Below are 24,079 nucleotides of genomic sequence, written 5' to 3' on the forward strand. Positions count from 1 at the left end.
TAAGCCTGTGAAGGTGAGTTGAGAAGCTTGCTGGAGGTATCAGAAGTGCGAATGCTGACATGAGTAACGACAATGCGAGTGAAAAACTCGCACGCCGAAAGACCAAGGTTTCCTGCGCAACGTTAATCGACGCAGGGTTAGTCGGCCCCTAAGGCGAGGCAGAAATGCGTAGTCGATGGGAAACGGGTTAATATTCCCGTACTTCTAGTTACTGCGATGGAGGGACGGAGAAGGCTAGGCCAGCACGGCGTTGGTTGTCCGTGTTTAAGGTGGTAGGCTGGTTTCTTAGGTAAATCCGGGAGATCAAGGCCGAGAGCTGATGACGAGCGTTCTTTTAGAATGCGAAGTGGTTGATGCCATGCTTCCAGGAAAAGCTTCTAAGCTTCAGGTAACTAGGAACCGTACCCCAAACCGACACAGGTGGTTAGGTAGAGAATACCAAGGCGCTTGAGAGAACTCGGGTGAAGGAACTAGGCAAAATGGCACCGTAACTTCGGGAGAAGGTGCGCCGGTGAGGGTGAAGCATTTACTGCGTAAGCCCATGCCGGTCGAAGATACCAGGCCGCTGCGACTGTTTATTAAAAACACAGCACTCTGCAAACACGAAAGTGGACGTATAGGGTGTGACGCCTGCCCGGTGCCGGAAGGTTAATTGATGGGGTTAGCGCAAGCGAAGCTCTTGATCGAAGCCCCGGTAAACGGCGGCCGTAACTATAACGGTCCTAAGGTAGCGAAATTCCTTGTCGGGTAAGTTCCGACCTGCACGAATGGCGTAACGATGGCGGCGCTGTCTCCACCCGAGACTCAGTGAAATTGAAATCGCTGTGAAGATGCAGTGTATCCGCGGCTAGACGGAAAGACCCCGTGAACCTTTACTATAGCTTTGCACTGGACTTTGAGCTTGCTTGTGTAGGATAGGTGGGAGGCTTTGAAGTGGGGACGCCAGTTCTCATGGAGCCATCCTTGAAATACCACCCTGGCAACCTTGAGGTTCTAACTCTGGTCCGTTATCCGGATCGAGGACAGTGTATGGTGGGTAGTTTGACTGGGGCGGTCTCCTCCCAAAGAGTAACGGAGGAGTACGAAGGTGCGCTCAGACCGGTCGGAAATCGGTCGTAGAGTATAAAGGCAAAAGCGCGCTTGACTGCGAGACAGACACGTCGAGCAGGTACGAAAGTAGGTCTTAGTGATCCGGTGGTTCTGTATGGAAGGGCCATCGCTCAACGGATAAAAGGTACTCCGGGGATAACAGGCTGATACCGCCCAAGAGTTCATATCGACGGCGGTGTTTGGCACCTCGATGTCGGCTCATCACATCCTGGGGCTGAAGCCGGTCCCAAGGGTATGGCTGTTCGCCATTTAAAGTGGTACGCGAGCTGGGTTTAGAACGTCGTGAGACAGTTCGGTCCCTATCTGCCGTGGACGTTTGAGATTTGAGAGGGGCTGACCTTAGTACGAGAGGACCGGGTTGGACGAACCTCTGGTGTTCCGGTTGTCACGCCAGTGGCATTGCCGGGTAGCTATGTTCGGAAAAGATAACCGCTGAAAGCATCTAAGCGGGAAACTTGCCTCAAGATGAGATCTCACTGGAGCCTTGAGCTCCCTGAAGGGCCGTCGAAGACTACGACGTTGATAGGTGGGGTGTGTAAGCGCTGTGAGGCGTTGAGCTAACCCATACTAATTGCCCGTGAGGCTTGACCATATAACACCCAAACAATCTGCAAGGGCATGAGCCTGCGACAGAGGGTGTCGATGGTGAAGTCGACTGAATGCCGAAGATTTGCACGAGAGCTACAGGCCCAAGGGCCAAGCCAAACGACTGTCACATACCCAATTCGCTGTAACGGCTAACCCCGCGACAGCAACAAATTGCTTGACGACCATAGAGCGTTGGAACCACCTGATCCCATCCCGAACTCAGCAGTGAAACGACGCATCGCCGATGGTAGTGTGGGGCTTCCCCATGTGAGAGTAGGTCATCGTCAAGCTCCTATACGAAACCCCAGATCGCCAACGCGGTCTGGGGTTTCTTCTTTGCGCGTCGGAAAATCGTGGCAGACCTTGTGCTGTAGGAGACGCCGTTCGCCTGTGTATGTCCGTTGCCGTGGCTCGTCTAGAATAGGTCGATATTACCTGGGGGGCTTCATGTCTGATTCGGCTACCGAGCAGCGGCTAATGACGTTTCCGCTGGAGGCGTTGGTCGCTTGCCATGAGTGCGATCTGCTGATGCACAAGCCGAGCTTGAGCGATGGCGAAAGCGCGGCATGCCCGCGCTGTGGCTATGAACTGTTCCGCCACCGGCACCGCGTGGTCAGGCGCAGTCTGGCACTGGTGATCGCGGCCCTGCTGCTCTATGTACCGGCCAATTTTCTGCCGATCATGCAGCTCAATCTGTTGGGGCAGACCACCGAGGATACAGTCTGGAGTGGCGTTGTAGGGCTCTACGACAGCGGCATGCAGGGCATCGCCCTGGTGGTCTTTCTCTGCAGCATGGCGGTGCCGCTGCTCAAGCTGTTGTGCCAGCTGTTGGTGCTGCTAAGCATTCGCCTGGATTTCGGACGCAGCTATGGTTTGTTGCTCTATCGCATTTATCACCATATGCGCGAATGGGGCATGCTCGAGGTCTATCTGATGGGCATCCTGGTGGCGATAGTCAAGCTGATGGATCTGGCCGACCTGAGCCTCGGTTTGGGATTGTTCTGTTTCGTCGCGCTGCTGTTGGTGCAGGTGTGGCTGGAGGTGACCATGTCGCCACATCAGATCTGGGAAGCCTTGTCCGGGGAGGACATTCATGCGGGCGATTGATGCGGGATTGCTGATTTGCCATGAGTGCCATCAGCTCAACCCCGTCGACCCAGACGTCAAGCACCAGTATTGCAGCCGCTGCGGTGCGCAGGTGCATGCGCGCAGGCCCGACAGTTTGGCACGCACCTGGGCGTTGCTGCTGACCGCGGCGATTCTCTATATCCCGGCCAACCTGCTGCCGATCATGACGGTCAACAGCCTGGGCAAGGGGGCACCGTCGACCATCATGGGCGGGGTGATCGAGCTGATCCAGTACGACATGCTGCCGATTGCTGCGGTGGTGTTCGTCGCCAGTATCCTGGTGCCGACCTTCAAGCTGGTCGGCATCGCCTTGCTGCTGTACTCGGTGCAACGTCATCAGCCGATGTCGGCGCGCCAGCGCATTCTCATGTATCGCTTCATCGAGTGGATCGGCCGCTGGTCGATGCTGGATATCTTCGTCATCGCCATCCTGGTCGCGCTGGTGAACTTCGGCAGCCTGGCCAGCATCGAGCCGAATGCCGGTGCCGCCGCCTTCGCCAGCGTGGTGATTCTGACCATGCTCGCCGCTCTGACCTTCGACCCTCGCCTGATCTGGGACAACACGGAACCTGACCATGACTGATCTGCCAACGGCCAAGACTCGACCGGCTTCCAACTGGTCTGCCATCTGGGTGTTGCCCCTGCTCGCCCTGGCGATAGGGGCCTGGTTGGCCTGGCGCGCCTATTCGCAAGCCGGCATCGAGATTCAGGTGCTGTTCGAGAACGGCTCCGGTATCCAGGTCGGCAAGACCGAGGTGATCTACAAGGGCATCGCCATCGGCAAGGTCACCGAACTGGCGCTCGATCGCAGCGGCGAGCGGCGCGGGGTGATCGCCACGCTGGAGATGGACAAGGACACCGGGCCCCATCTGCTCAGCGGCACGCGCTTCTGGCTGGTCAAGCCCAGCGTCACCCTGGCCGGGATTACCGGGCTGGAGACACTGGTGTCCGGCAACTACATCGCCGTCAGCCCGGGGGAGGGCGAGCCGGCGCGCAAGTACACCGCGTTGCCCGAGGCGCCGCCGCTGGCGGACGACGTGCCCGGTCTGCACCTGACCCTGCATGCCGAACGTCTCGGCTCCTTGAGCAAGGACAGTCCGGTGTTCTACAAGCAGATCCAGGTCGGTCGGGTGAAGAGCTACGTGTTGGGCGCGGATCAGAGCACGGTCGAGGTTAAGCTGTTCATCGAGCCGCAGTACGCCAGCCTGGTGCGCAAGCACACGCGCTTCTGGAACGCCAGCGGCGTGTCCATCGATGCCGGCCTGACCGGGGTCAAGCTGCGTACCGAGTCGCTGGCCAGCATAGTCGCCGGCGGAATCGCCTTCGCCACGCCGGAGCACCGCAAGGATAGTCCGGCCACCGATCCGAGCATTCCCTTCCGCCTCTACGAGGACTACGACGCAGCGCAGGCCGGTATCCGCGTCGCGCTGAAGCTGCACGACTTCGAAGGCCTGGAGCCGGGGCGCACGCCGGTGATGTACAAGGGCATCCAGGTCGGCCACATGAAGACGTTCAAGGTCGATGCCGACCTGGGCGGCGCCCAGGTGGAGCTGATGCTCGACCCGCGTACCGAGGACTACCTGGTCGAGGGCACCGATTTCTGGGTGGTCCGACCGTCGATCTCGCTGGCCGGCATCACCGGTCTGGAGGCGCTGGTCAAGGGCAACTACATCGCCATTCGTCCCGGCGAAAGCGGCAATCCGCCGCTGCGCGAGTTCGTGGCGCGGCCCAAGGCGCCGCCGCTGGATCTGGGCGCGCCGGGGCTGCACCTGGTGCTGTTCAGCGACAACCTGGGGTCCATGGAGGTGGGCAGTCCGATCCTCTACCGGCAGATCAAGGTGGGCTCGGTGCAGAGCTTCCAGTTGTCGCGCGACGACCGCCAGGTGGTGCTGGGCGTGCACATCGAGCCGGAGTACAGCCATCTGGTCAACTCCTCGACCCGTTTCTGGAATGCCAGCGGCATCACCCTCAAGGGCGGACTGTCGGGGGTGGAGGTGAAGAGCGAGTCGCTGCAGACCCTATTGGCCGGCGGCATCGCCTTCGAGACCCCCGAGCCGCAGGCGGCCAGGAGCGACCGGCGGGTGCAGCGTTTCAACCTATACGCCGATCGCGACAGCGCCCTGCAACCTGGGCAACCGATCAGCATCCGGGTCGCCAATGGCGACGGCCTGCAGCCCGGCACGGCGATCCGCTACAAGGGCCTGGAGGTCGGCAAGGTGGAGAGCATGAGCCTCACCGACGACCTGCAGGCCGTGGTGCTGGGCGTGCGCATCACCGAGGCCGCCGAGCGTATCGCCCGCGAGGGCACGCAGTTCTGGGTGATCAAGCCGGAACTGAGTCTGACCCGCGCCGCCAACCTGGGTACCCTGGTCAGCGGTCAGTACCTGGAAGTGCAGCCGGCAGCCAAGCCGGGCGCGCGGCGGCTGGAGTTCACCGCATTGGGCAGCCCGCCCAGTCAGAGTGCGCGTGAAGAGGGCCTGCGCCTGGTGCTCAGCGCAGCGCGGCGCGGCTCGATCAAGCCCGGCGTACTGGTCAGCTATCGTGAAATTCCGGTGGGCAAGGTGGTGAACTTCGAGCTGGGACCGACCTCCGATCGGGTGCTGATCCATGTGCTGATCGAGCCGCGTTATGCGCCGCTGGTGCGCAGCGGCAGCCGCTTCTGGAATGCCAGCGGCATCGGTGTGGATGCCGGGCTGTTCAAGGGCGTCAAGGTGCGGACCGAGTCGCTGGAGGCGCTGATCGAGGGCGGTATCGCCTTCGCCACGCCGAACAACCCGGAAATGGGTGGGCCGGCGCAGCCGGGGCAGACCTTTGCGCTGTTCGATGAGCCTGAGGACGGCTGGATGCAGTGGGCGCCGAAGATCGTGCTGGAGCAGTGAGCAAACCGTAGAAATGAAAAAGGCCGCATCGAGCGGCCTTTTTCATTGGGCTTATGAAAGCTCGCGGCTGAAGCCGCTCCTACGGTCGTGTGAACCTTGGGGGGGCTTGAGCTTCAAGCCGGCTCGACCGCTTCTTCCAGCTGCGGCGCCTGCGCCTTGGCAGTCTCGCGGGGCTTGATGAACTTCCAGTCCGCCTCGTCGATGTAGATGCCGTTGGGGCCGCTGCCGCCTTCCAAGTCGATGGCCACGTGGGCCGAGACCTGCGGTTTGACCGAAGCCAGGATCGGCACGAAGCCGAGCTGCAGGCTGGTCTCGATCAGCGCCTGCTGGTTGCGTTCGTCGATGTCCGCCGCCTCGTCGAGGTAGTAGGGCAGGCGGATGCGCCCGGCCTGCTCGCGGTCCATCAGGTGCAGCAACAGGTACATGTTGGTCAGTGCCTTGATGGTCATGGTGGTGCCGTTGGATGCGGCGCCATCGATGTCGGTGTGGATGATCGGCTGGCCATGCACCTTGGTGATCTCGAAGGCCAGTTCGAACAGATCCTTGAGGCCCAACTGGTTGCCATTGGCGGCGACCAGGCGCGACAGGTAGTCCTTGGCCTCCTCGTTCTTCGCGTCCTGGTCGGCCGACTGCGACAGGTCGAATACCGACAGTGTCTCGCCCTCTTCGTACTGTCCGGCGCTGTGGATGATCTGATCGATATGGCGCAGGGCTTCCTTGTTCGGCGCCAGGACGATGCGGAAGCTCGAGAGGTTGGAGACCTGGCGCTTGTTGATCTCGCGGTTGAACAGCGCCAGTTGGTGCTCGAGGTTGTCGTAGTCGCTGCGGATATTGCGCAAGGTGCGGGCGATATCGGTGACCGCCGCACGGCGCGCCTTGGCCAGGGTGAGGGCTTCGTCCTGGCGGTGGGCGTAGGCGTTTACCAGCAGTTGCAGGCGGCGCTCGACGTCGTCCTCGCTGTCGAACTTGGCCACGCCCTTCAGGCGTACCTGGGCGTAGAGCGCCTCGATCTGACCGTCGATACGCTGCAGCGCCTGCCAGGTGTCCTGGTAGTCGTTGAGCAGCGGCAGCAGATTGTCCAGCGAGTCGTCCACCGGCTCCATGAAGGGCGTGCCAAAGGGCAGGTCGGCGGGCAGCAGCTGGCGACGGCGCAAGGCGTCTTCCAGGGTGCGTTCCTTGGCCTCCAGGTCGGCCAGTTGACGGCCGACCAGTTGCAGCTTGGCGGAGAGCTGCTGTACGCGCTCGGCGAAGGCATCGCTGGCACGCTTGAGTTCGTCCTGCGCGCCTTCCAGCTCGGCCAGGCGCTCCAGCTTCTGCGCCTCCTCGGCGGCCAGGGTCTGGCTCTTGCGGAAGTCTTCCAGCGCTTTCTGCGCATCCAGCACGGCCTGATACAGCGTCTCGGCCTGGGCCTTGCTGGCGGCGCGGTCGGCGGCTACCGACTGTTGGGTCTTGAGCTGCTTGAGCTCGCGCTCCAGGCGATCCTTCTGGTCACGGAGGGCGGCGCGGTCGGCCAGTGCCTGCAGCGCCGGTGGTTCGATATGGCTGAGGTCGATGGACAGGCCCGGCACGGCGAAGGTGTCGCCCTTGAAGCGGTCCAGCACGGCCTCGACGGCCTTGACCCAGTCGTCGCCGTCGGCCTGGATGCCTTTCTCGCCCAGCGGCAGGCTGAACAGCTGACCGTTGAACAGGCGCATCAGGCGGTCGACGTCCTGCTGGCTGAATTCCTCGCGCAGGCGCGAGTAGCTGTTGTTGTCGGCGTGATCGAGCTGCTGCTTGACCGACTTGAGGCGTTTTTCCAGGTCGCGCAGGCGCTCGTCCAGGTCTTCGCTGGAGAACTGCCGCGACTGCGCCAGAGCGCCGGCCAGTTCGTCGTGGGCGTCCTTGGCGGCGAGCAGTTGCTCTTCCAGCACCTTGGCGTTTTCCACCAGGGCGAAGCGGTTCCTCAGCACGGACAGCTCGCCCAGCCAGCGCTGGATCTCGCTGATCTCGCGCTCCAGGCGCATCAACTCGCTGGTGCCGCCGCGCTGCTCGTTCTGCAGGCCGTCCTGCTCGTTGCGGTAGTGCTCGGCCTGGATCACCAGCTCTTCCTTGCGCGCATCGGCGTAGTCGTGCCAGGTGCCCAGCAGGTTGTCGAGCAACGGCGAGAGGCGATGCAGCTTGCCGCGCAGAGTCTCGCGCTGAGTGACGCCCGAGGCCAGTGCCTCGATCAGCGGGCCGGCGGTGACCAGCGCCTGGTAGTCCTGCTCCATGCGGCGCACGTCGCGGAAGGCTTCTTCGGTCGCGGCGATATAGTCGACGCTACCCGAGCGCAGGCTGTGCTCGAAGGCATCGAGGAACAGCTGCTTGAGCTTGGCCGCGGTGATCTCGCGCATGTGCAGGAGGTTGATAAACAGCGCGCGGAAGGTCTTCAGGCTCTGCTCGCTGGTCGAGCGCAGCGGGATCAGGGTCAGGTCCAGCGGGATGCTGGTGTGGCCACCGACCAGCAGGCGACGCAGTTCGTCGGGCTTCAGTTCGTAGGCGGTGATGCCGGCCTGGCCGAGGTTCTTGAACAGCTCGCGCTGGCGCAGGCAGGTGCCGTTCTGCTGGTAGTGCTCCAGGTCCAGCTCGCCGGCGTAGGCGAAGAACTGGTGGCCGAAGCCGCCACCCGGGCCGCGACCGGCCACGCCGATCACGTGCGGGCCATGGGGCAGGGCGACCTCGACGAGGATGTAGCTGGTGTCGCTGGCGAAGTAGAACTTGCGCGAGGCTTCCAGGCTGTACTTGCCGAAGCTCATGTCCGACATGCGCGCCAGGATGGGGAACTGCAGGGCGTTGATCGAGGCGGATTTGCCCAGGTTGTTGGCGCCGTAGACCGACAGCGGGTTTTCCAGCGGGAACAGGCCGAGGCTGTAGCCGGCGGTGTTCAGCAGGGCGAAGCGGCGGATGCCGTAGCGTTCCTGGCTCATGCGTCCATCTCCTGTGCGGCGCGTTCGTCGGCCATGGCGCGGGCCAGGGCATCTTCCTCGGATTCTTCGGCGTCGATGGCATCAACCACCTCGGCATCGCCGTCATCGTCCAGCAGCACCGGCGCCGGCAGCGGCAGATCGCTGCTGTGCAGGCTGGCGGCCAGGTCGCGGTCGTGCTGTACCGACAGGCAGACGTCGAGGAAGCGGTGCATCGGCGGCAGGAAGCGGTACACGCCGTTGCTGTCCTCGGCGAAGCCGAGCTGCACCAGTCGGCGAATGATCTTGTCTTCCAGCTCCTCGAAGGTGGTGACTTCGGCCTGCAGGAACAGGTCGCGGTACTTGTCCAGCAGCGCCGGCAGCTCGTCACGGCCGATGCTGCCGCCGTCGAGTACGGAGAGCGGGTCGCGGCCCTGGTCAGCCAGATGTTCCACGAGGATAAAGGTGAACAGCGCCAGGCGCTGGGCGGTCTTGTTCACTTGCGGGGCGACCTGCTCGGGGACGAAGTAGTAGAAGCCGCGCGGGTCGCACACCAGCTCGAAACCGAGGGCGCGGAACAGCGCGCGGTACTGGTCCTGCATGCTGGACAGCTGGGCGTAGCACTCCGGCTCGCTGCGCGAGATGTGGTAGCCCTTGAACAGGTCGCGGAAGGCGGCCGCGAGCTGGGTCATTTCTTTTAGATCGATGTTCATGGCAATCCGTTGGCTAGTGGAGCCGAGTAGGGTGCGCCGTGCGCACCGGGTCGTCGGTTATGGTGTGCACAGCGCACCCTACGGAGTCTTGAGCAGGGGGTAGGGTGGACGACGCTTCATCCGTCCACCGCCCGGCAATCGCCAAGGTGGACAAAAAAAGCGTTGTCCACCCTACGTAGTACTCAGGCATTGGGCTGGCCTACCAGGGCATAGGAGCTGAGGCTGACCTCGTGCTCGCGGGTCAGGTACTGGCGGCGCTCCAGGCGTTCACGCTGGAAGCGCGACTCGCGCGACAGGCGCGAGAACCAGTAGAGCAGTTCGTCGGTGGCACCTTCCGGCTCCTGTTCCAGCAGCCAGGCCATCAGGTCCGGCAGCGGCAGGGCCTGTTCGCAGCGCTCGATCATTTCCCGCGCGGTCTTCGGCGCCTTGGGCGCGCCGCCCTTGCGGCTGCCGCTGGCCTTGGGAAAATGCGCCGGCTTGGCTTCGAAACGGGCCAGGGCGTAGACGTAGGCTTCGACCTGGCTGGCCGAACCCAGGAAGTTGCTCTGCGGCCGGGTGAACAGCGGCATGGCCGCCTGCGGCACGGCGTCGATGCCCTTCTTGCGGATCACCGACAGCGCCAGCGCCGCACCACGGGTCACGGCGTTGTGCCGGCGCGCTTCCTCGCGCAGCGGCAGCAGCAGCTCGCGAGCCTTGCGCAGGGTCAGCTGGGCGGTGGTCTGCATTTCCAGGATGCGCGCGTGGGTGCGCAGCAGCAGGTCGTCGTCGACCAGTTGGCCGAGGCGCTGCTGGTCGCCGAGCAGGCGCAGCAGCACCTGTTCGACCCGGCGCACGCCCTGTTCGAAGGCGCCGTCGGCGGCGACCAGCTGGATCATCGGCTCGACGTACTCGTCCCAGGTGGCCAGCACCTCGGCGTAGCGCTGGCGCAGGGGAATCTGCCGATCCGAGGTCTTGGCCCGGTCGGCCACACCGACCAGCGCCTGTTCGTCGTTGGCCAGCTTCTTCAGCACGTCGCGTACGCGCATATCGAGCAGGCGCAGCTGGCGCGCCAGGTCGTTGGCGTCGCGCACCTCGAAGGCGTCCTGGATATAGCCGGCCAGGCGCTCCAGGTGGCGCAGGTAGGCTTCGATCTCCAGGCACAGGCCGAGGCGGTGCTCGCGGCGCAGGTAGGCGAGAAAATCGTGGATCTGCGCATTGAGCTCGAAACGGTTGGGGCTCTTGGCCACCGGCACCAGGATGTCCAGGCGAATCCAGGTGTCGAGCAGGGCGGTGGTGTCGCTGGGCGTGGCGTCGGGCAACTGCGCGGCGAGCTGGCCGCGCAGCTCCACCAGGCTCAGGGTGCCGGCGTCGAAACGCTCGCAGAGCGGTTCGAGCAACGTCCAGTGTTCGGCGAGGGCGCGCAATACGCGCTTGGGATCGATCATCGAGGCGCCGGGTCCAGGCAAGTGAAAAGAGGCGATTGTACTGCAAGGCGGGTGCCGGGTTTGAGCGCGAGTCGATCAGAGGCAGGTGACGCGTTGCGGCACATTGGGACGCGGCGGGCCCGGATGGGCCGGGCAAGTCCTTGATATGGGTGGAAAAAGCGCTGCCTGGCGGCTGGCGCACTTTCTGCAAAGAGCTGCGCATAGCCTTGCCGCCAGAGTTCGCCCATGCCCGCCACCGCCCTGAGTATCGACGCCTGTTGGCAAGAGTTGCAGCACCAGCGCGACCTGGACTGGGAGCTGGACGCCATCACCGACCGCAGCGAGGCCATCGCCTTTCTCAAGCGCTTCGAAAACCGCCTGTGTATCTATTCCAGCTACGTGGAAAAGCTCTACAGCAACTACAGCTTCGTGGTGCCGCAGGAGGCGGGCAGCATCACCATCCTGCCGGACGAGCTGGCCTGGCACGACACCTTCCACGATATCCCGGCCGACGCCGTGGAAGCCACCGGGGTACATATCCTGCCGGGCGAGGCGGTGGGCGAGACCGGGCTGTACCTCAAGGTGCCGGGCGAGTTTCGCCTGGTGGCCTCGCGCGAGCTGCCGTTCCAGGACGGCCTGCGCCTGCTGATCGAGCGTTACCGCGCACGCGGCGAACATTTCCTGCCGGTGCTGGTGAAGGGCGATCTGCGCGAGTACGAGGCGCGCATGCCGTCGCTGCACCTGCACCGGATCAACCCGCACAAGCTGGCGCGCTGTTCGCAGCTGAGCATCGACGCCATCCGCGGCACTATTGCCGAGCACCTGCTGGCGTTGTTCCGGCAGGGCTGACGGGCGGGTGTTACGCCGCTGTTGCCGGCGGTAACACCGCCGCCCTGATCGCGCCGCGGCAGGCGGCTATTTGACGTCCTTTTCTCGACTATGGGTCGGGCCGTCCTGGCGCAGGCGTCCATATAGTGGCCATAAGGGTTCGAGTCGGAGCGCTCGACCGCCACCATAAGAAAAGGGGTTCCGCCATGCGCCAGTCCTGCCGTTTCGCCAAACATGCTCTGGCGTTGCTGTGCGCCTCGCTGCTGGTCGCGCCGGTGGCTCAGGCCAAGCTGGAGGAGCTGGCGGACGACGAGTTGTCGGCCATCACCGGGCAGGCGTTTATCAACCTCACCACCGACACCGCCGGGCAGGTCAACTACACCCGGGTCAACTTCGGCCTCAAGGTGGACACCCAGCTCAATATCAAGAAGCTGGAATTGGGCGGCTATCCGCGCGCGGGCGAGACCCGCGCCTCGGACATCCTGATCAACAACTTCGCCTTGGGTACGGTCGGTCCCAACGATACGATCAACCCGTTCCAGATCGTCGATCCCTACCTGGAGCTGGCCTACGAGGGCAATCAGGTGGTCGGCGTGCGCATCGGCTTCGGCGAGGCCAAAGGCGTGCTGTCCGGGGATATCTCGCACCTGACCGGCAAGATCGCGGTGGACCTGGAGGGCAAGGCCAAACCCCTGCTGGACAAGGCCAACTTCTTCCAGTGGCTGCTGCTGAGCGCCACGGTGAACGAAAACTCCACGGTCAAGGCCGAGGCAGAGCTGGTCAATAACGGCGTTCCCGACTCCGTCCGCACCGATCAGGCCGGCCTGAAGAACGGCTCGTCGGTGCAGTGCGTGGCCAATTGCAACATTCTGGGCGGGTTGCTCGACGCCTTCCCCTCGCAGGGCTGTCAGATCATCGGCATCACCACCTGCTTCAACCTCAGCCAGTTCCAGTCGCTTAACGTCGGCAACGTCAATGCCCCGGGCATGGATCAGGCCGCCAAGGGGGTGTTCATTTCCCTGCAGCTCAAGGACATGCAATGGCGCGACATGGACACCTCCGAGCTGATCAATACCGTGGCCGGCGCCTTCCTCAATATTCCCAAGTACCGCGACGCCAACGGCAACCTGGTGGCGGGCATCAAGTTCGACTTCGACCAGGCGTTGAACGGCATCCCGCGGCAGGACACCTGCCTGGGTAGTGCCATGAAGGGGTGCTGACGATGAAACGCTGCCTGTTGCTGCTCACCTGCATGTCGAGCTGGTCGCTGGCCGTCGCCATGGAACCCCTGAGCGATCAGGAACTCTCCGACGTGCAGGGCGCCGGTCTGGGCTTCGTGCTGGATCAGGTGCTGCTGGATGGCTCCGGCGCGCAGATCGTGATCAACGACATCACCAACGATCAGGGGCAGAACGTCCCCATTTCGTTGAAGAACCTCTACCTGGGCGCCGCCGGCAGCAACAAGGGCAGCAATCTCAACCCGGTGACCATCGGCAGCCTCGACCATCCCTTCGAGCTGGAACTGGCCAAGGGCGAGGAGCTGCGCACCCTGCGCGACGACGGTCAGTGGGTGCAGACCACGCCCAGCAATGTCGCCGTGCTGTCGTTCAACTTCCCCGAGCGTCTGCAGGCCGGCGGCAACCCCTGTATCGCCAGCTACGCCGGCGCCGGCTCCAATTGCTCGACCGCGCCGAGCGGGCGCGCCGATCTGGGCATGCGCTTCGACTTCCAGGTGGCGGCCGGACGCACCGAGATGCTCGCCCTGGATTTCCACCAACTGGTGATGGACGGCTCCTACCTGCGCCTGTGGGGCGACCCCGGACAGAACGGCAATGGCGAGCTGGTCGGCGAGGCGCGGGTGAATATCTTCGCCAAGACCCTGGAGATCATGTCCTGCGCCCAGGCCAACTGCGATACCGCCGGCGAGACCGCCGCCCAGCGCGGCGCGCGCACCCTCTATATCACCAACGGCTACGCCAATATCGCCCTGGGCTACGGCAAGTCGCAGCCGTTGCGCCTGCGCTCCAGCGCCGACGGCCAGTTCGTGCTGGAACTGCAGAACCCCACCGCCGCTGGTACCAGCGCGGCACAACGCCAGGCCCTGGCGACCGATTTCTACGCCAACGCACCGCGCACCAATCTGGTGTTCGAGAACCTGACCGTCGGCGGCACGCGCAGCAGCCCCACCGCGATTCCCACCGGCGGCTACAACTTCGGGCGCAACGAGATTTCCGGGCTGAGCTTCAACTACCTCAAGGTGAGCAGCTATGACCTGCGCTAGTCGAAGCATGGCGTTGCTGGCGCTGCTGCCGGCGCTGGCCCTGGCCGAACTGCAGCCGCTGGACGACAGCGCCCTCAGCCAGATGAGCGGGCAGGGCGGGGTCTACCTGTCCGGCGAGTTCAGCATCAACAAGGACGGCGGCGTGCTCTGGGATACCCCGGCGAGCAACGACCCGGCGCTGTGGACGGCCAACCAGCGCAGCTGCGCCCTGGCCGGCGCAGCCAGCCCGGAGAGCTGCGGCCTGCGCCTGGCGATTCGTTCCGGCGCCAATGCCGGCTGGTATGTGCTGGACAACCTCAAGGGCATCTTCAGCTTCGAGGGCCTGACCCTCGACACCCGCACCCTGACCGGCGCGGGCGGCGAGCAGGAGGTGCTGGCGCTCGGCCTGCCCAACGAAATCCGCTTCAAGGACGGCAACTTCGCCTTCGGCGTGGCCAGCCAGGGCGGCTGGAAGAACAAGGCGCTGAGTGCCGCCAACGGCGGCGACCCCAGCTATCAGCAGACCAATATCTTCTCGGCCAAGATCGACGGCAGCATCCGCATGCAGGGCAGCGTGCTGATCTTCCCGACCAATTGAGGAGCCGCATCATGCAGCGTCACGCTTGGCTTTCAGCGCTCCTGCTGGGCAGCTCGCCGGTCTGGGCCATGCAGGCGCTGGACGACGACAGCCTGGCCGGCGTCAGCGGCCAGGGCGGCATCAGCATCGAAACCAGCGGCGGCGGCTGGTCGGCGGGCAGCATCGAGTACCGCGACGACGGCCAGAGCCTGCGCCTGGAAGGCGTCTCCAGTCGCCCGCAGCAAGCCGGCAGCAGCTCGACCACGCAGCTCGACGTGGTCGACGAGCGGTTGCAGATCGAGCATCAGGGCCGGCCCAACGAACTGGCGATCAGCAATGTGGGCTTCGCCGGCAGCGACAAGAGCTTCGGCGCCTTCCGCGCCTTCTATACCTTGGGCGCCAGCCTCAAGCTCAGCGGTGGCGGCGCCGATGGCGTGGCCGGCTTCAGCGTCGATGGCAGCCGCCTGAGCCTGGATGCGGTGACCTTCTACTACCGCGACAACGGCCTCGACCTGATCGTGCGCGACCTGTCCTTCGACACCTATTTGAACAACGCCTATCTGGACATAGTCGGCGGCGGCGACGGTTCGGCGATCCGCCTCGATCTGGGCGACTCGCGCTTCGTCGGCCATATCGGCGCGATCAACCTCGACCTGGCCCACGGCGACCCCGTGGCCGGTGTCGCGGTCACCCCTGGCGCGCCGGATACGCGGCATCCCGAGCACGGGCGCAGCTTCGGCCAGCTGGACATGGACCTGCGCCTGGGCGGCAGCATCCGCATCGCCGGCGGCGGCGCCACTGGCGAGGGGCTGCGCCTGATCCCGCAGATCACCATTGCCAACAGCCTGTTCCAGTACCGGGACGACGGCGTGCTGCGCGCGGAGAACTTCGCCGGCGTGCTCAGCAGCCAGAACGGCATCACCCTCGACCTGGGCGAGGACGGCAGCGGCCGCTATGCGCAACTGGCCTTTCAGGACCTCAAGCTCAACGCCAGCCTCGGCGGCCTGATCATCGGCAACCCGAGCAACCAGAAGATCGGCAGCCTGGCGCTGGACCTCAATTTCCAGGACCAGGGCGCGCGGCAGAACTGGTTCAGGCTGCGCCCCGGCGGCGATCCCAATTCCGGGCTCAAGGGCATCAGCGCCGATCTGTCGTGGAACATGGTCAGCAGCTCGGTCTCGCTCACCGATAACGGCAACAGCCTGTGGTTCAGCGGCCTGCGCACCCATGGCAGTGGCCAGCTCAGCCTGGATCTGACCAAGAGCTGCGCCGGCGGCGTCAGCGCCGGCTGCTACGCCGGCAGCGCCAATACCCAGCCGGGCAGCGGCGGCTACGACGGCCACTTCGACGGCCTGCGCCTGGGCCTGAAGAATGTGGTCGGCAGCTACAGCTTCGACGGCCTGCGCGTCGGCACGGCCGATGCGCCGCTGCAGGGCGGCACCGAACTGCTGGTGCTGCTGGAAATCTTCCCGGCCTACGATTTCACCCTCAACGGCCAGCTGACCATCCGCCCCGGCGGCGCCAGCGGCGACGGCCTGCGCTACAACGCCGACTTTCTCATCAGCGACGCCAACGCGGCGATCACCGTCGACGAGAGCGGCAAGGGCCTGTGGCTGTCCGGCACCCGCTACGACATGCACTTTCGCGACGGTTCGCTGGACGTGACCCAGGACGGCGTGCAACTGAACAAGGGCACCTACTGGTCGACCCTGGACGTCAATGACCTGCGCTGGGGCGACCGCCATAGCGGCCACAGCCTCGGCCGCATCGTGCTGCGCCGCTACGAGCAGGGCTCCACCCTCAGCCTCAGCTCCGGCGGCGCCGGCGCGCTGTGCGTCGGCGGCAGCGGCGCCAGTGCCTCGGCCTGCTCGGCCAGCGGCGGGCGCTGGGAGGACCGCGGCAACGAGGGCCTGACCGCCGGGCTGAAGAACGTCTTCGTCCGCGACGCCTCGGGCAACCCGGCGGGCAGCGTCTCGGCCAGCGAGAAGCGCAATCAGCTGATCATCGAGACCGATCGGGTAAACGGGGTCAACGGCAGCGGCGCGCAGCTGGTGGTGGACAACTTCCACACCTCCGATGCCAATCCGGCCGACGCCAATGCCAACAGCTACGGCGTGCGCGTCGACCTCAACCTCGACGTGGCACCGACCAAGGTCTGCGACAAGGGCGCCAGCGGCTGCCCGCCGGTGACGCCCGACCCGTTGGGCTTCGCCGTCAACGGCCGGGTGCACTTCAAGGAGATCAACATCGACCGCATCCAGAACGTCCACCCCACCGGCGGCGCGGTCACCTCGATGTACGGCATGAAGCTGCAGAACGCCGATATCCGCGCCAACCTGACCGCCACGCCGATCAACTGAAGGCCGGCGCTCACGCCCCTGTCATGGCAGGCCCGTAGGGTGCGCTATGCGCACCGAGGCTTCGTACACCCCGGCGCGCACGGCGCCCCCTGCATTGGCTTCTGCCGAAGCAACCGGTAATCGCCCGTTGTACAAAAAATCTCCAATGCCCTTTCGATATTTGTCGGTAATCGGCACAATTCGCGTCCACTTTTTTCTGGGGGGTCGCAAGGCCCTTCATCGGCCGACCTTGCGGGGGCTACGAGATGATCCAAACGCCGTACTACCTCATCGACAAACAGAAGCTTCTGGTCAACCTGGAGAAGATCGCCTACGTGCGCGAGAACTCCGGGGCCAAGGCGCTGCTGGCGCTGAAATGCTTCGCCACCTGGTCGGTGTTCGACCTGATGCAGCAGTACATGGACGGCACCACCTCGTCCTCGCTCTACGAGCTCAAGCTCGGCCGGCAGAAGTTCGCCGGCGAGACCCACGCCTACAGCGTGGCCTGGGCCGACGACGAGATCGAAGAGATGGTCGCCAACTGCGACAAGATCATCTTCAACTCCATCGGCCAGCTCGAGCGCTTCGCCGCGGCCACCGAAGGCACCATCCGCGGCCTGCGGGTCAATCCGCAGGTGAGCAGCTCCGACTACCTGCTGGCCGACCCGGCGCGCCCGTTCAGCCGCCTCGGCGAGTGGGACCCGGAGAAGATCGCCAAGGTCATGGGGCAGATCAGCGGCTTCATGTTCCACAACAACTGCGAGAACGCCAGCTTCGAGCTGTTCGACCAGATGCTGACCTGCATCGAGGAGCGCTTCGGCCACCTGATCGCCCAGGTCGAGTGGGTCAGCCTCGGCGGCGGCATCCACTTCACCGGCGAGGGGTACCCGATCGATGCCTTCTGCGCGCGGCTGAAAGCCTTCTCGGAAAAATACGGTGTGCAGGTGTATCTGGAGCCGGGCGAAGCGGCGATCACCCTGAGCGCCTCGCTGGAGGTGACCGTGCTCGACACCCTGTACAACGGCAAGCACCTGGCCGTGGTCGACAGCTCCATCGAAGCGCATATGCTCGACCTCTTGATCTACCGCCTCAACGCCAAGATGGCGCCGAACGACGGCGAGCACAGCTACATGGTCTGCGGCAAATCCTGCCTGGCCGGCGACATCTTCGGCGAATACCAGTTCGACAAGCCGCTGCAGATCGGCGATCGCCTGTCGTTCATCGACGCGGCGGGTTACACCATGGTCAAGAAGAACTGGTTCAACGGCCTGAAGATGCCGTCCATCGTGGTGAAACAACTCGACGGTAGCGTCGAGGTGGTGCGCCAGTTCGAGTTCGAGGACTACCTGTCGAGCCTCAGCTGACAGGTTCAAGTCACGTAGGGTGGACGACGCTTCATCCGTCCACCATTTGCCAAGCGATGGTGGATGAAAAGAGCGTCATCCACCCTACGATTCATCAAACGCTTTCAATAACGCAGTACTAGGAGGTGGAACAATTGAAGAAGAATGTCCTGATCATTGGTGCAGGAGGTGTTGCCAAGGTGGTGGCCCATAAGTGCGCGCAACACAATGACGAGTTAGGTCGCATTGCAATTGCGTCGCGCAACATCTCCAAATGCCAGGCCATCATCGACAGCGTGCAGGCCAAGGGCGGCCTCAAGCAGCCCGGCGAGATCAAGGCCTATGCGCTGAACGCCCTGGACGTGGAAGCGACCAAGGCATTGATCCGCGAGACCGAATCGCAGATCGTCATCAACGTCGGCTCGGCGTTCCTCAACATGTCCGTGCTGCGCGCCTGCATCGACACCGGCGTCGCCTATCTGGACACCGCCATCCACGAAGATCCGAGCAAGATCTGTGAAACCCCGCCGTGGTACGGCAACTACGAGTGGAAGCACCTGGCCGAATGCCAGGAGAAAGGCGTGACCGCCATCCTCGGCGTCGGCTTCGACCCGGGCGTGGTCAACTCCTATGCCGCTCTGGCGCAACAACAGTACTTCGACAAGATCGAGTCGATCGACATCCTCGACGTCAACGCCGGTTCGCACGGCAAGTACTTCGCCACCAATTTCGACCCGGAAATCAATTTCCGCGAATTCACCGGCACGGTCTACAGCTGGCAGAACAGCCAGTGGGTGAGCAACCGCATGTTCGAAGTCAAACGCACCGACGATCTGCCGGTGGTGGGCGAACAGAACCTGTACCTGACCGGCCATGACGAGGTGCACTCGCTGTCCAAGCACCTCGACGTACCGAACGTGCGCTTCTGGATGAGCTTCGGCGACCACTACATCAACGTGTTCACCGTGCTGAAGAACCTCGGCCTGCTCTCCGAGCAGCCGGTCAAGACCGCTGAAGGTCTCGAAGTGGTACCGCTCAAGGTGGTCAAGGCCGTGCTGCCCGATCCCGCCTCGCTGGCGCCGGGCTACAGCGGCAAGACCTGCATCGGCGACCTGGTAAAAGGCACGAAAGACGGTAAGCAGACTGAGCTGTTTATCTACAACGTCGCCGACCACGAAGAAGCCTTCGCCGAGACCGACAGCCAGGGCATCTCCTACACCGCCGGCGTACCGCCGGTCGCCGCCGCCCTGCTGGTGGCGCGTGGCGAGTGGGATGCCAAGCGCATGGTCAACGTCGAGGAGCTGCCGGCCGAGCCGTTCTTGAAGCTGCTGGACGTGATGGGCCTGCCCACCCGCATCAAGGACGAGCACGGCGACCGTCCCTGGGATCAGCCGCTCTGATTGGCTGCGCCTAGCGCACAGGATCGGCAAACGCCCGCCACTTGGCGGGCGTTTTGTTTTCCACCGGTACCATCGGCGTGCACTGCCCCATGGTGGATGTAAAAAGCGACATCCACCCTACGAGCCGCAGCTGTGCCTTCCCGGCCCGCCCATTTCACGCGACAATCGGCCGATTACAGACGCCCCCACGAAGGGCGCCCCGGCAGCCGTGAGGAAACCCCAATGAGCAGCAACGATCGCGTCATCATCTTCGACACCACCCTGCGCGACGGCGAGCAGAGCCCCGGCGCCTCCATGACCGGCGAGGAGAAGCTGCGCATCGCCAAGGCCCTGGAGCGCCTGCGGGTAGACGTGATCGAGGCCGGTTTCGCCATCGCCAGCCCGGGGGACTTCGCCGCGGTCAAGGCGATCGCCGACAACATCAAGGACAGCACCGTGTGCAGCCTGTCGCGCGCGGTGGACGCCGACATCGAGCGCGCCGCCGAGGCGCTGGCCGGGGCCAACTCCGGGCGCATCCACACCTTTATCGCCACCAGCCCGATCCATATGCAGTACAAGCTGCGCATGCAGCCGGATGACGTGGTGGCCCAGGCCGTGCGCGCGGTGAAGAAGGCGCGCAACCTGTGCAGCGACGTGGAGTTCTCCTGCGAGGACGCCGGCCGCTCGGAGATCGACTTCCTCTGCCGCATCATCGAGGCGGCCATCGACGCCGGCGCGCGCACCATCAACATCCCCGACACCGTCGGCTACGCCATCCCGCACCAGTACGCCGATACCATCCGCCAGTTGCTCGAGCGCGTGCCCAATGCCGACAAGGCGATCTTCTCGGTGCACTGCCACAACGACCTGGGCCTGGCCGTGGCCAACTCCCTGGCCGCCGTGGTGGCCGGCGCGCGCCAGGTCGAGTGCACCATCAACGGCCTCGGCGAGCGGGCCGGCAACGCCGCGCTGGAAGAGATCGTCATGGCGATCAAGACCCGCCAGGACCTGCTCGGCGTGCACACCAACATCGACACCCCGCATATCCTCAGCACCTCGCGCATGGTCTCCGGCATCACCGGCTTCCCGGTGCAGCCGAACAAGGCCATAGTCGGCGCCAACGCCTTCGCCCACGAGTCCGGCATCCACCAGGACGGCGTGCTCAAGCACCGCGAGACCTACGAGATCATGTCCGCCCAGTCGGTGGGCTGGAACACCAACAAGATGGTCATGGGCAAGCACTCCGGGCGCGCCGCCTTCCGCTCGCGCCTGGACGAGCTGGGCATCGTCCTGGCCGGCGAGGCCGAGCTGAACGCCGCCTTCGCCCGCTTCAAGGAGCTGGCCGACAAGAAGCACGAGATCTTCGACGAGGACCTGCAGGCGCTGGTCTCCGACACCCTGGCCGAGGAGGCGCCGGAGCACTTCAAGCTGGTCACCCTGGAAGTGGCGAGCAAGACCGGCGAGGTGCCGCAGGCGCAGATCGTGGTCAGCGTCGAGGGCAACGAACGGCGTGCCGGCGCCCAGGGCTCCGGCCCGGTGGATGCCACCTTCAAGGCCATCGAGGCCATCGCCGCCTCCGAGGCCAGCCTGCTGCTGTATTCGGTCAATGCCATCACCCAGGGCACCGATTCGCAGGGCGAGGTCACCGTGCGCCTGGAGAAGGGCGGTCGCATCGTCAACGGCAACGGCGCCGACACCGATATTCTGGTGGCCTCGGCCAAGGCCTATATCAACGCGCTGAACCTGATGCAGGTCGGGCAGAAGGCGCATCCGCAAGTGGAGGGCGTGTGATCCCCGAACTCCGTCGGCGCGCCTACCTGGGCGCCATGCAGGTGGCCAGCTGGCTGCCACGCACCGTATTGCCCTTCGCCGCGCCGTCGCGGCCGGAACTGCTGGAGCCGCCACAGGCGGAAATAGAGGTCGAGACGCCGGTCGAGCCGGTCGCCGCGGCCCCGGCGGTAGCCCGCGAAACCGTGCCGGCGCCCACTGCCGAGCGAGCGAAGATCGAGGTGCCGCGCCCCGCTGCCCAGCCGCGCCAGGCCGCCGCGGTGGTCGAGGAGGCTGCGCCGGTGGAGGAAAAGCCGGCCCGCGTCGCCGCGCCGCCGCCGCGTTTCGCCCTGCAGCTGCTGCGCGCCGGCGACTGCGCGCTGCTGGTCGAGCTGCCCACCGGCGAGCCGTTCCAGAGTCGCGACCCGGCCTACATCCTGCTCAAGGACCTGCTGCGCGCCGCCGGCCTGCCGGACAGCCCGCAACTGCTCGGCGAGCCGGTGCGCTGGCCGCTGCTGGTGCGCGGCAATCTGGACCAGGGCCCGCAGGCGGCGCTGGAGTTCGTGCAGAGCTTCGTCGCCGCGCGCCTGGAGGAACAACCCAGCACCTGCCTGTGGCTGGTCGGCCTGCCGGCCATTCGCTTCGCCGGTGAGGGCGACGCACAGAGCTACAACCGCGAGCTGCAGATCGAGGGCCTCGGCGCCTGCTGGGCGCTGCCGGGCCTGGAGCTGCTGATGGAAGAGCCGGCGCGCAAGCGCGAGTTGTGGCAAGCCATGCAGCGGGTGCGCCAGCGCTGGCTGAAAAGTACCGACGCCTGAGTGCCACCTGCCGCCGAGTTCTAGCGAATGACCGATGCGATTTCCTTCCGCCCCATGACCGAGGCGGATCTCGATGCCGTGCTGAAGATCGAATACGCCGCCTTCAGCCACCCCTGGACCCGTGGCATCTTCACCGACAGCCTCAAGTCCTATCACTGCTGGCTGATGTTCGAGGGCGGCCAGCAGGTCGGCCACGGCGTGATCAACCTGATCCTCGACGAAGCGCACCTGCTCAATATCACCGTCAAGCCGGAGAGCCAGGGCCGTGGCCTCGGCCTGCGTCTGCTCGAACATTTGATGAAAGAGGCCCATGAGCTGGGCGGTCGCGAGTGCTTCCTCGAAGTGCGCGCCAGCAACCAGAGCGCCTACCGCCTGTACGAGCGCTATGGCTTCAACGAAGTCGGCCGGCGCCGCGACTACTACCCGGCGGTGGGCGGTCGTGAAGATGCGCTGGTGATGGCCTGCACCCTGGTCGATTGAGGTTGTTGGCGTAGGGTGGATCATGCTTTACCGATCCACCGCTGTGGTGGATGTGAAAAGCGACATCCCCCCTACGCGCTGATTTGCCCTACATCGGCGTATGGATCGGTGCGCCAATGGTTGTTGGTCCGCTGGTCACCCCGGATGGCCATCGACCCGCGCCCGGCACAGCAGCGGCGCGTAGTGGACGACGAACAGGGCGAAGGCCAGCCCCCAGCAGAGGGCCGCCAGCCACAGCCAGCTGCCGCCCGCCGCCACCCGGATCAAGGCGCCCAGGTTGAGCACGGTAAAGGCCCAGGCCATGGCCTTGGGCGGCTGCAGCGGTCGCCCGGTATGGCCGAGGCTGACCCGCGCCATCATCGCCAGAACCAGCCCGCCCAGGGCGCCGACCGCCAGCGCATGGCTGGCCGGGCTGGGCTGCGCCAGCCAACCCAGGTGCCAGGCGGCCATGCCGAGGGTGGCGACCAGCAGCCAGGCGTAGGCCAGGTGCAGCGACCACAGCAACGGCACGCGCCAGATGCCCGGCAGGTGCCAGTGCCACAGGCGCAGGCCGTGCAGCGCCGCCAGCAGGGCGAAGGGCAGCGCCAGCCAGGGCTGCGCCTGCAGGTTGTGGCCGCTGGCGAACAGCGCGGCGACCAGCAGACCGCCAGCCAGCAGCAGCCGATCCCGCCAGGGCTGGGCGGCGAAGGCCTCGACCCGGCCCAGGCCGCGCTGGGTGAAGAAGGGAATCACCCGTCCGCCGATCAGGCTCAGCAGCACCGCGATCAACCACAGCGCCGCCAGGGCGCCGCGCCGTTGCAGCGCGTCGTCGCCCAGGGCCAGGCCGGCGAGGGTCAGGCCCTGGCACAGGCCGAGCAGGCTCAGCACCAGCAGGATGGGGTAGTTGTTGCGCTGGCGGGCGGCGATCAGCTGGCGCGCCAGCTGCGCGAGCAGCAGGGCGACAAAGGCCAGCTGGGCGGCGATCAGCACCCCCAACGCCAGCGGTAGGAACCAGACCAGCCGTGCCGCCAGCCACAGGGCGAACAGCGCGATCAGTGGCCGCCCGCTCAAGCCCGGGCGGCCGGTCCAGGTCTGCACCGCGGTGAGCAGGAAGCCGGCGATGATCGCCAGGGCGAAGCCGAACGGCATCTCGTGGCGGTGCCAGGCGAGCAGGCCGCCGGGCACCTGCGGCGCGCTGAGCAGCCCCTGCAGCACCGCGGCCCAGAGGGCGACGGCGAGCAGGGCCAGCAGCGCGCCGGCGAGAAAGAACGGGCGAAAGCCCAGGCGCCACAGCGGAGCAATCGCCAGTGCGCGGTTGCGATCAAACAGTTGCATGCTGCTGTTCCCCTCGCCGCAGGCCGTGCTGCGCCGCCAGACGCAGCACATAGCCGAGTTTGAGCAGGCCGGGGCCGATGATGGTCAGGCTATGCGCCAGCACCAGGCTGGCCAGGTTCAACCTGGACTCCAGGCCATAGGCCGCCAGCAGACCAAGCAGCAGCAGGCCGAGGCCGGCCAGCAGCAGTTGGTTGGACAGACGCAGCAGCTGCTGCGGGGCGAGCGGGAACAT

At 65.0% G+C, this 24,079-nt stretch carries 18 protein-coding genes and 2 rRNA genes (1 of these 20 only partly in view); 15 read left to right on the top strand and 5 right to left on the bottom strand.

The genetic code is table 11. From position 1 onward, the window contains the following. From AC1G9C_RS05080 to AC1G9C_RS05100, 5 genes are all read left to right on the top strand, one after another. Positions 1 to 1,702: ribosomal RNA gene (locus AC1G9C_RS05080) — 23S ribosomal RNA — on the top strand (it extends 1,190 nt beyond the left edge of the window). Positions 1,703 to 1,872: 170 nt separating this feature from the next. After that, positions 1,873 to 1,988 (top strand): 5S ribosomal RNA (gene rrf, locus AC1G9C_RS05085). Positions 1,989 to 2,145: 157 nt separating this feature from the next. Then, complete coding sequence (locus AC1G9C_RS05090; protein ID WP_480409602.1) at positions 2,146 to 2,805, top strand: paraquat-inducible protein A; 660 nt, start codon at positions 2,146 to 2,148, stop codon at positions 2,803 to 2,805. Further along, positions 2,792 to 3,409 carry a paraquat-inducible protein A gene (locus tag AC1G9C_RS05095; protein ID WP_031304153.1) on the top strand — a complete coding sequence of 206 codons (618 nt, stop codon included), beginning with the start codon at positions 2,792 to 2,794 and terminating at the stop codon, positions 3,407 to 3,409. Before AC1G9C_RS05090 ends, AC1G9C_RS05095 begins: the two co-directional genes overlap by 14 nt. Beyond that, positions 3,402 to 5,705 (top strand): PqiB family protein, encoded by a 2,304-nt coding sequence (locus tag AC1G9C_RS05100; RefSeq protein WP_480409603.1) that lies wholly within the window; start codon positions 3,402 to 3,404, stop codon positions 5,703 to 5,705. The genes AC1G9C_RS05095 and AC1G9C_RS05100 overlap by 8 nt, the downstream gene beginning before the upstream one ends. A gap of 113 nt (positions 5,706 to 5,818) precedes the next feature. On the opposite strand, the gene mksF is transcribed toward AC1G9C_RS05100, so the two are convergent. From mksF to mksB, 3 genes are all read right to left on the bottom strand, one after another. Beyond that, entirely contained in the window at positions 5,819 to 8,650 is a 2,832-nt protein-coding gene (mksF, locus tag AC1G9C_RS05105; protein ID WP_480409604.1) for an Mks condensin complex protein MksF, read from the bottom strand. After that, positions 8,647 to 9,339, bottom strand: coding sequence for an Mks condensin complex protein MksE (gene mksE, locus AC1G9C_RS05110; RefSeq protein WP_480409605.1), 693 nt, complete (start codon positions 9,337 to 9,339; stop codon positions 8,647 to 8,649). The genes mksF and mksE overlap by 4 nt, the downstream gene beginning before the upstream one ends. Positions 9,340 to 9,521: 182 nt before the next feature. Beyond that, the gene (mksB, locus tag AC1G9C_RS05115) at positions 9,522 to 10,763 is read right to left on the bottom strand and encodes an Mks condensin complex protein MksB (protein ID WP_021446239.1); all 1,242 of its coding nucleotides are present in this window, start codon (positions 10,761 to 10,763) and stop codon (positions 9,522 to 9,524) included. Positions 10,764 to 10,988: 225 nt separating this feature from the next. On the opposite strand from mksB, the gene AC1G9C_RS05120 reads away from it, so the two are divergent. The 10 genes from AC1G9C_RS05120 (at position 10,989) to rimI (ending at position 22,533) form a co-directional block, all read left to right on the top strand. Further along, on the top strand, positions 10,989 to 11,591 hold the full coding sequence (locus AC1G9C_RS05120) for a hypothetical protein (RefSeq protein ID WP_480409606.1): 603 nt from the start codon (positions 10,989 to 10,991) through the stop codon (positions 11,589 to 11,591). Between the two features lie 185 nt (positions 11,592 to 11,776). Beyond that, the gene (locus AC1G9C_RS05125) at positions 11,777 to 12,790 is read left to right on the top strand and encodes a DUF6160 family protein (protein WP_457787870.1); all 1,014 of its coding nucleotides are present in this window, start codon (positions 11,777 to 11,779) and stop codon (positions 12,788 to 12,790) included. Between the two features lie 2 nt (positions 12,791 to 12,792). After that, the gene (locus AC1G9C_RS05130) at positions 12,793 to 13,851 is read left to right on the top strand and encodes a hypothetical protein (RefSeq protein ID WP_480409607.1); all 1,059 of its coding nucleotides are present in this window, start codon (positions 12,793 to 12,795) and stop codon (positions 13,849 to 13,851) included. Then, the gene (locus AC1G9C_RS05135) at positions 13,838 to 14,428 is read left to right on the top strand and encodes a DUF6160 family protein (RefSeq protein ID WP_031304159.1); all 591 of its coding nucleotides are present in this window, start codon (positions 13,838 to 13,840) and stop codon (positions 14,426 to 14,428) included. The genes AC1G9C_RS05130 and AC1G9C_RS05135 overlap by 14 nt, the downstream gene beginning before the upstream one ends. A gap of 11 nt (positions 14,429 to 14,439) precedes the next feature. After that, the gene (locus AC1G9C_RS05140) at positions 14,440 to 16,767 is read left to right on the top strand and encodes a DUF6160 family protein (protein WP_480409608.1); all 2,328 of its coding nucleotides are present in this window, start codon (positions 14,440 to 14,442) and stop codon (positions 16,765 to 16,767) included. Between the two features lie 245 nt (positions 16,768 to 17,012). Continuing rightward, complete coding sequence (locus AC1G9C_RS05145; RefSeq protein ID WP_480409609.1) at positions 17,013 to 18,110, top strand: carboxynorspermidine decarboxylase; 1,098 nt, start codon at positions 17,013 to 17,015, stop codon at positions 18,108 to 18,110. 134 nt (positions 18,111 to 18,244) lie between these two features. After that, on the top strand, positions 18,245 to 19,489 hold the full coding sequence (locus AC1G9C_RS05150) for a saccharopine dehydrogenase family protein (RefSeq protein WP_031303084.1): 1,245 nt from the start codon (positions 18,245 to 18,247) through the stop codon (positions 19,487 to 19,489). Positions 19,490 to 19,711: 222 nt separating this feature from the next. Then, complete coding sequence (locus tag AC1G9C_RS05155; protein WP_122108880.1) at positions 19,712 to 21,259, top strand: 2-isopropylmalate synthase; 1,548 nt, start codon at positions 19,712 to 19,714, stop codon at positions 21,257 to 21,259. After that, on the top strand, positions 21,256 to 22,053 hold the full coding sequence (locus AC1G9C_RS05160) for an energy transducer TonB (RefSeq protein ID WP_480409610.1): 798 nt from the start codon (positions 21,256 to 21,258) through the stop codon (positions 22,051 to 22,053). The genes AC1G9C_RS05155 and AC1G9C_RS05160 overlap by 4 nt, the downstream gene beginning before the upstream one ends. A gap of 27 nt (positions 22,054 to 22,080) precedes the next feature. Then, entirely contained in the window at positions 22,081 to 22,533 is a 453-nt protein-coding gene (gene rimI, locus AC1G9C_RS05165) for a ribosomal protein S18-alanine N-acetyltransferase (protein WP_021445354.1), read from the top strand. A gap of 135 nt (positions 22,534 to 22,668) precedes the next feature. Here the strand turns inward: rimI and AC1G9C_RS05170 are convergent, their stop codons facing one another. Both AC1G9C_RS05170 and AC1G9C_RS05175 read right to left on the bottom strand, forming a co-directional pair. Further along, complete coding sequence (locus AC1G9C_RS05170; protein ID WP_480409611.1) at positions 22,669 to 23,847, bottom strand: NnrS family protein; 1,179 nt, start codon at positions 23,845 to 23,847, stop codon at positions 22,669 to 22,671. Further along, positions 23,834 to 24,079: a transmembrane sensor/regulator PpyR gene (locus AC1G9C_RS05175; RefSeq protein WP_480409612.1), complete on the bottom strand. Its 246-nt coding sequence runs from the start codon at positions 24,077 to 24,079 to the stop codon at positions 23,834 to 23,836. Before AC1G9C_RS05175 ends, AC1G9C_RS05170 begins: the two co-directional genes overlap by 14 nt.

This window comes from Pseudomonas sp. ABa2 (genome assembly GCF_056676075.1).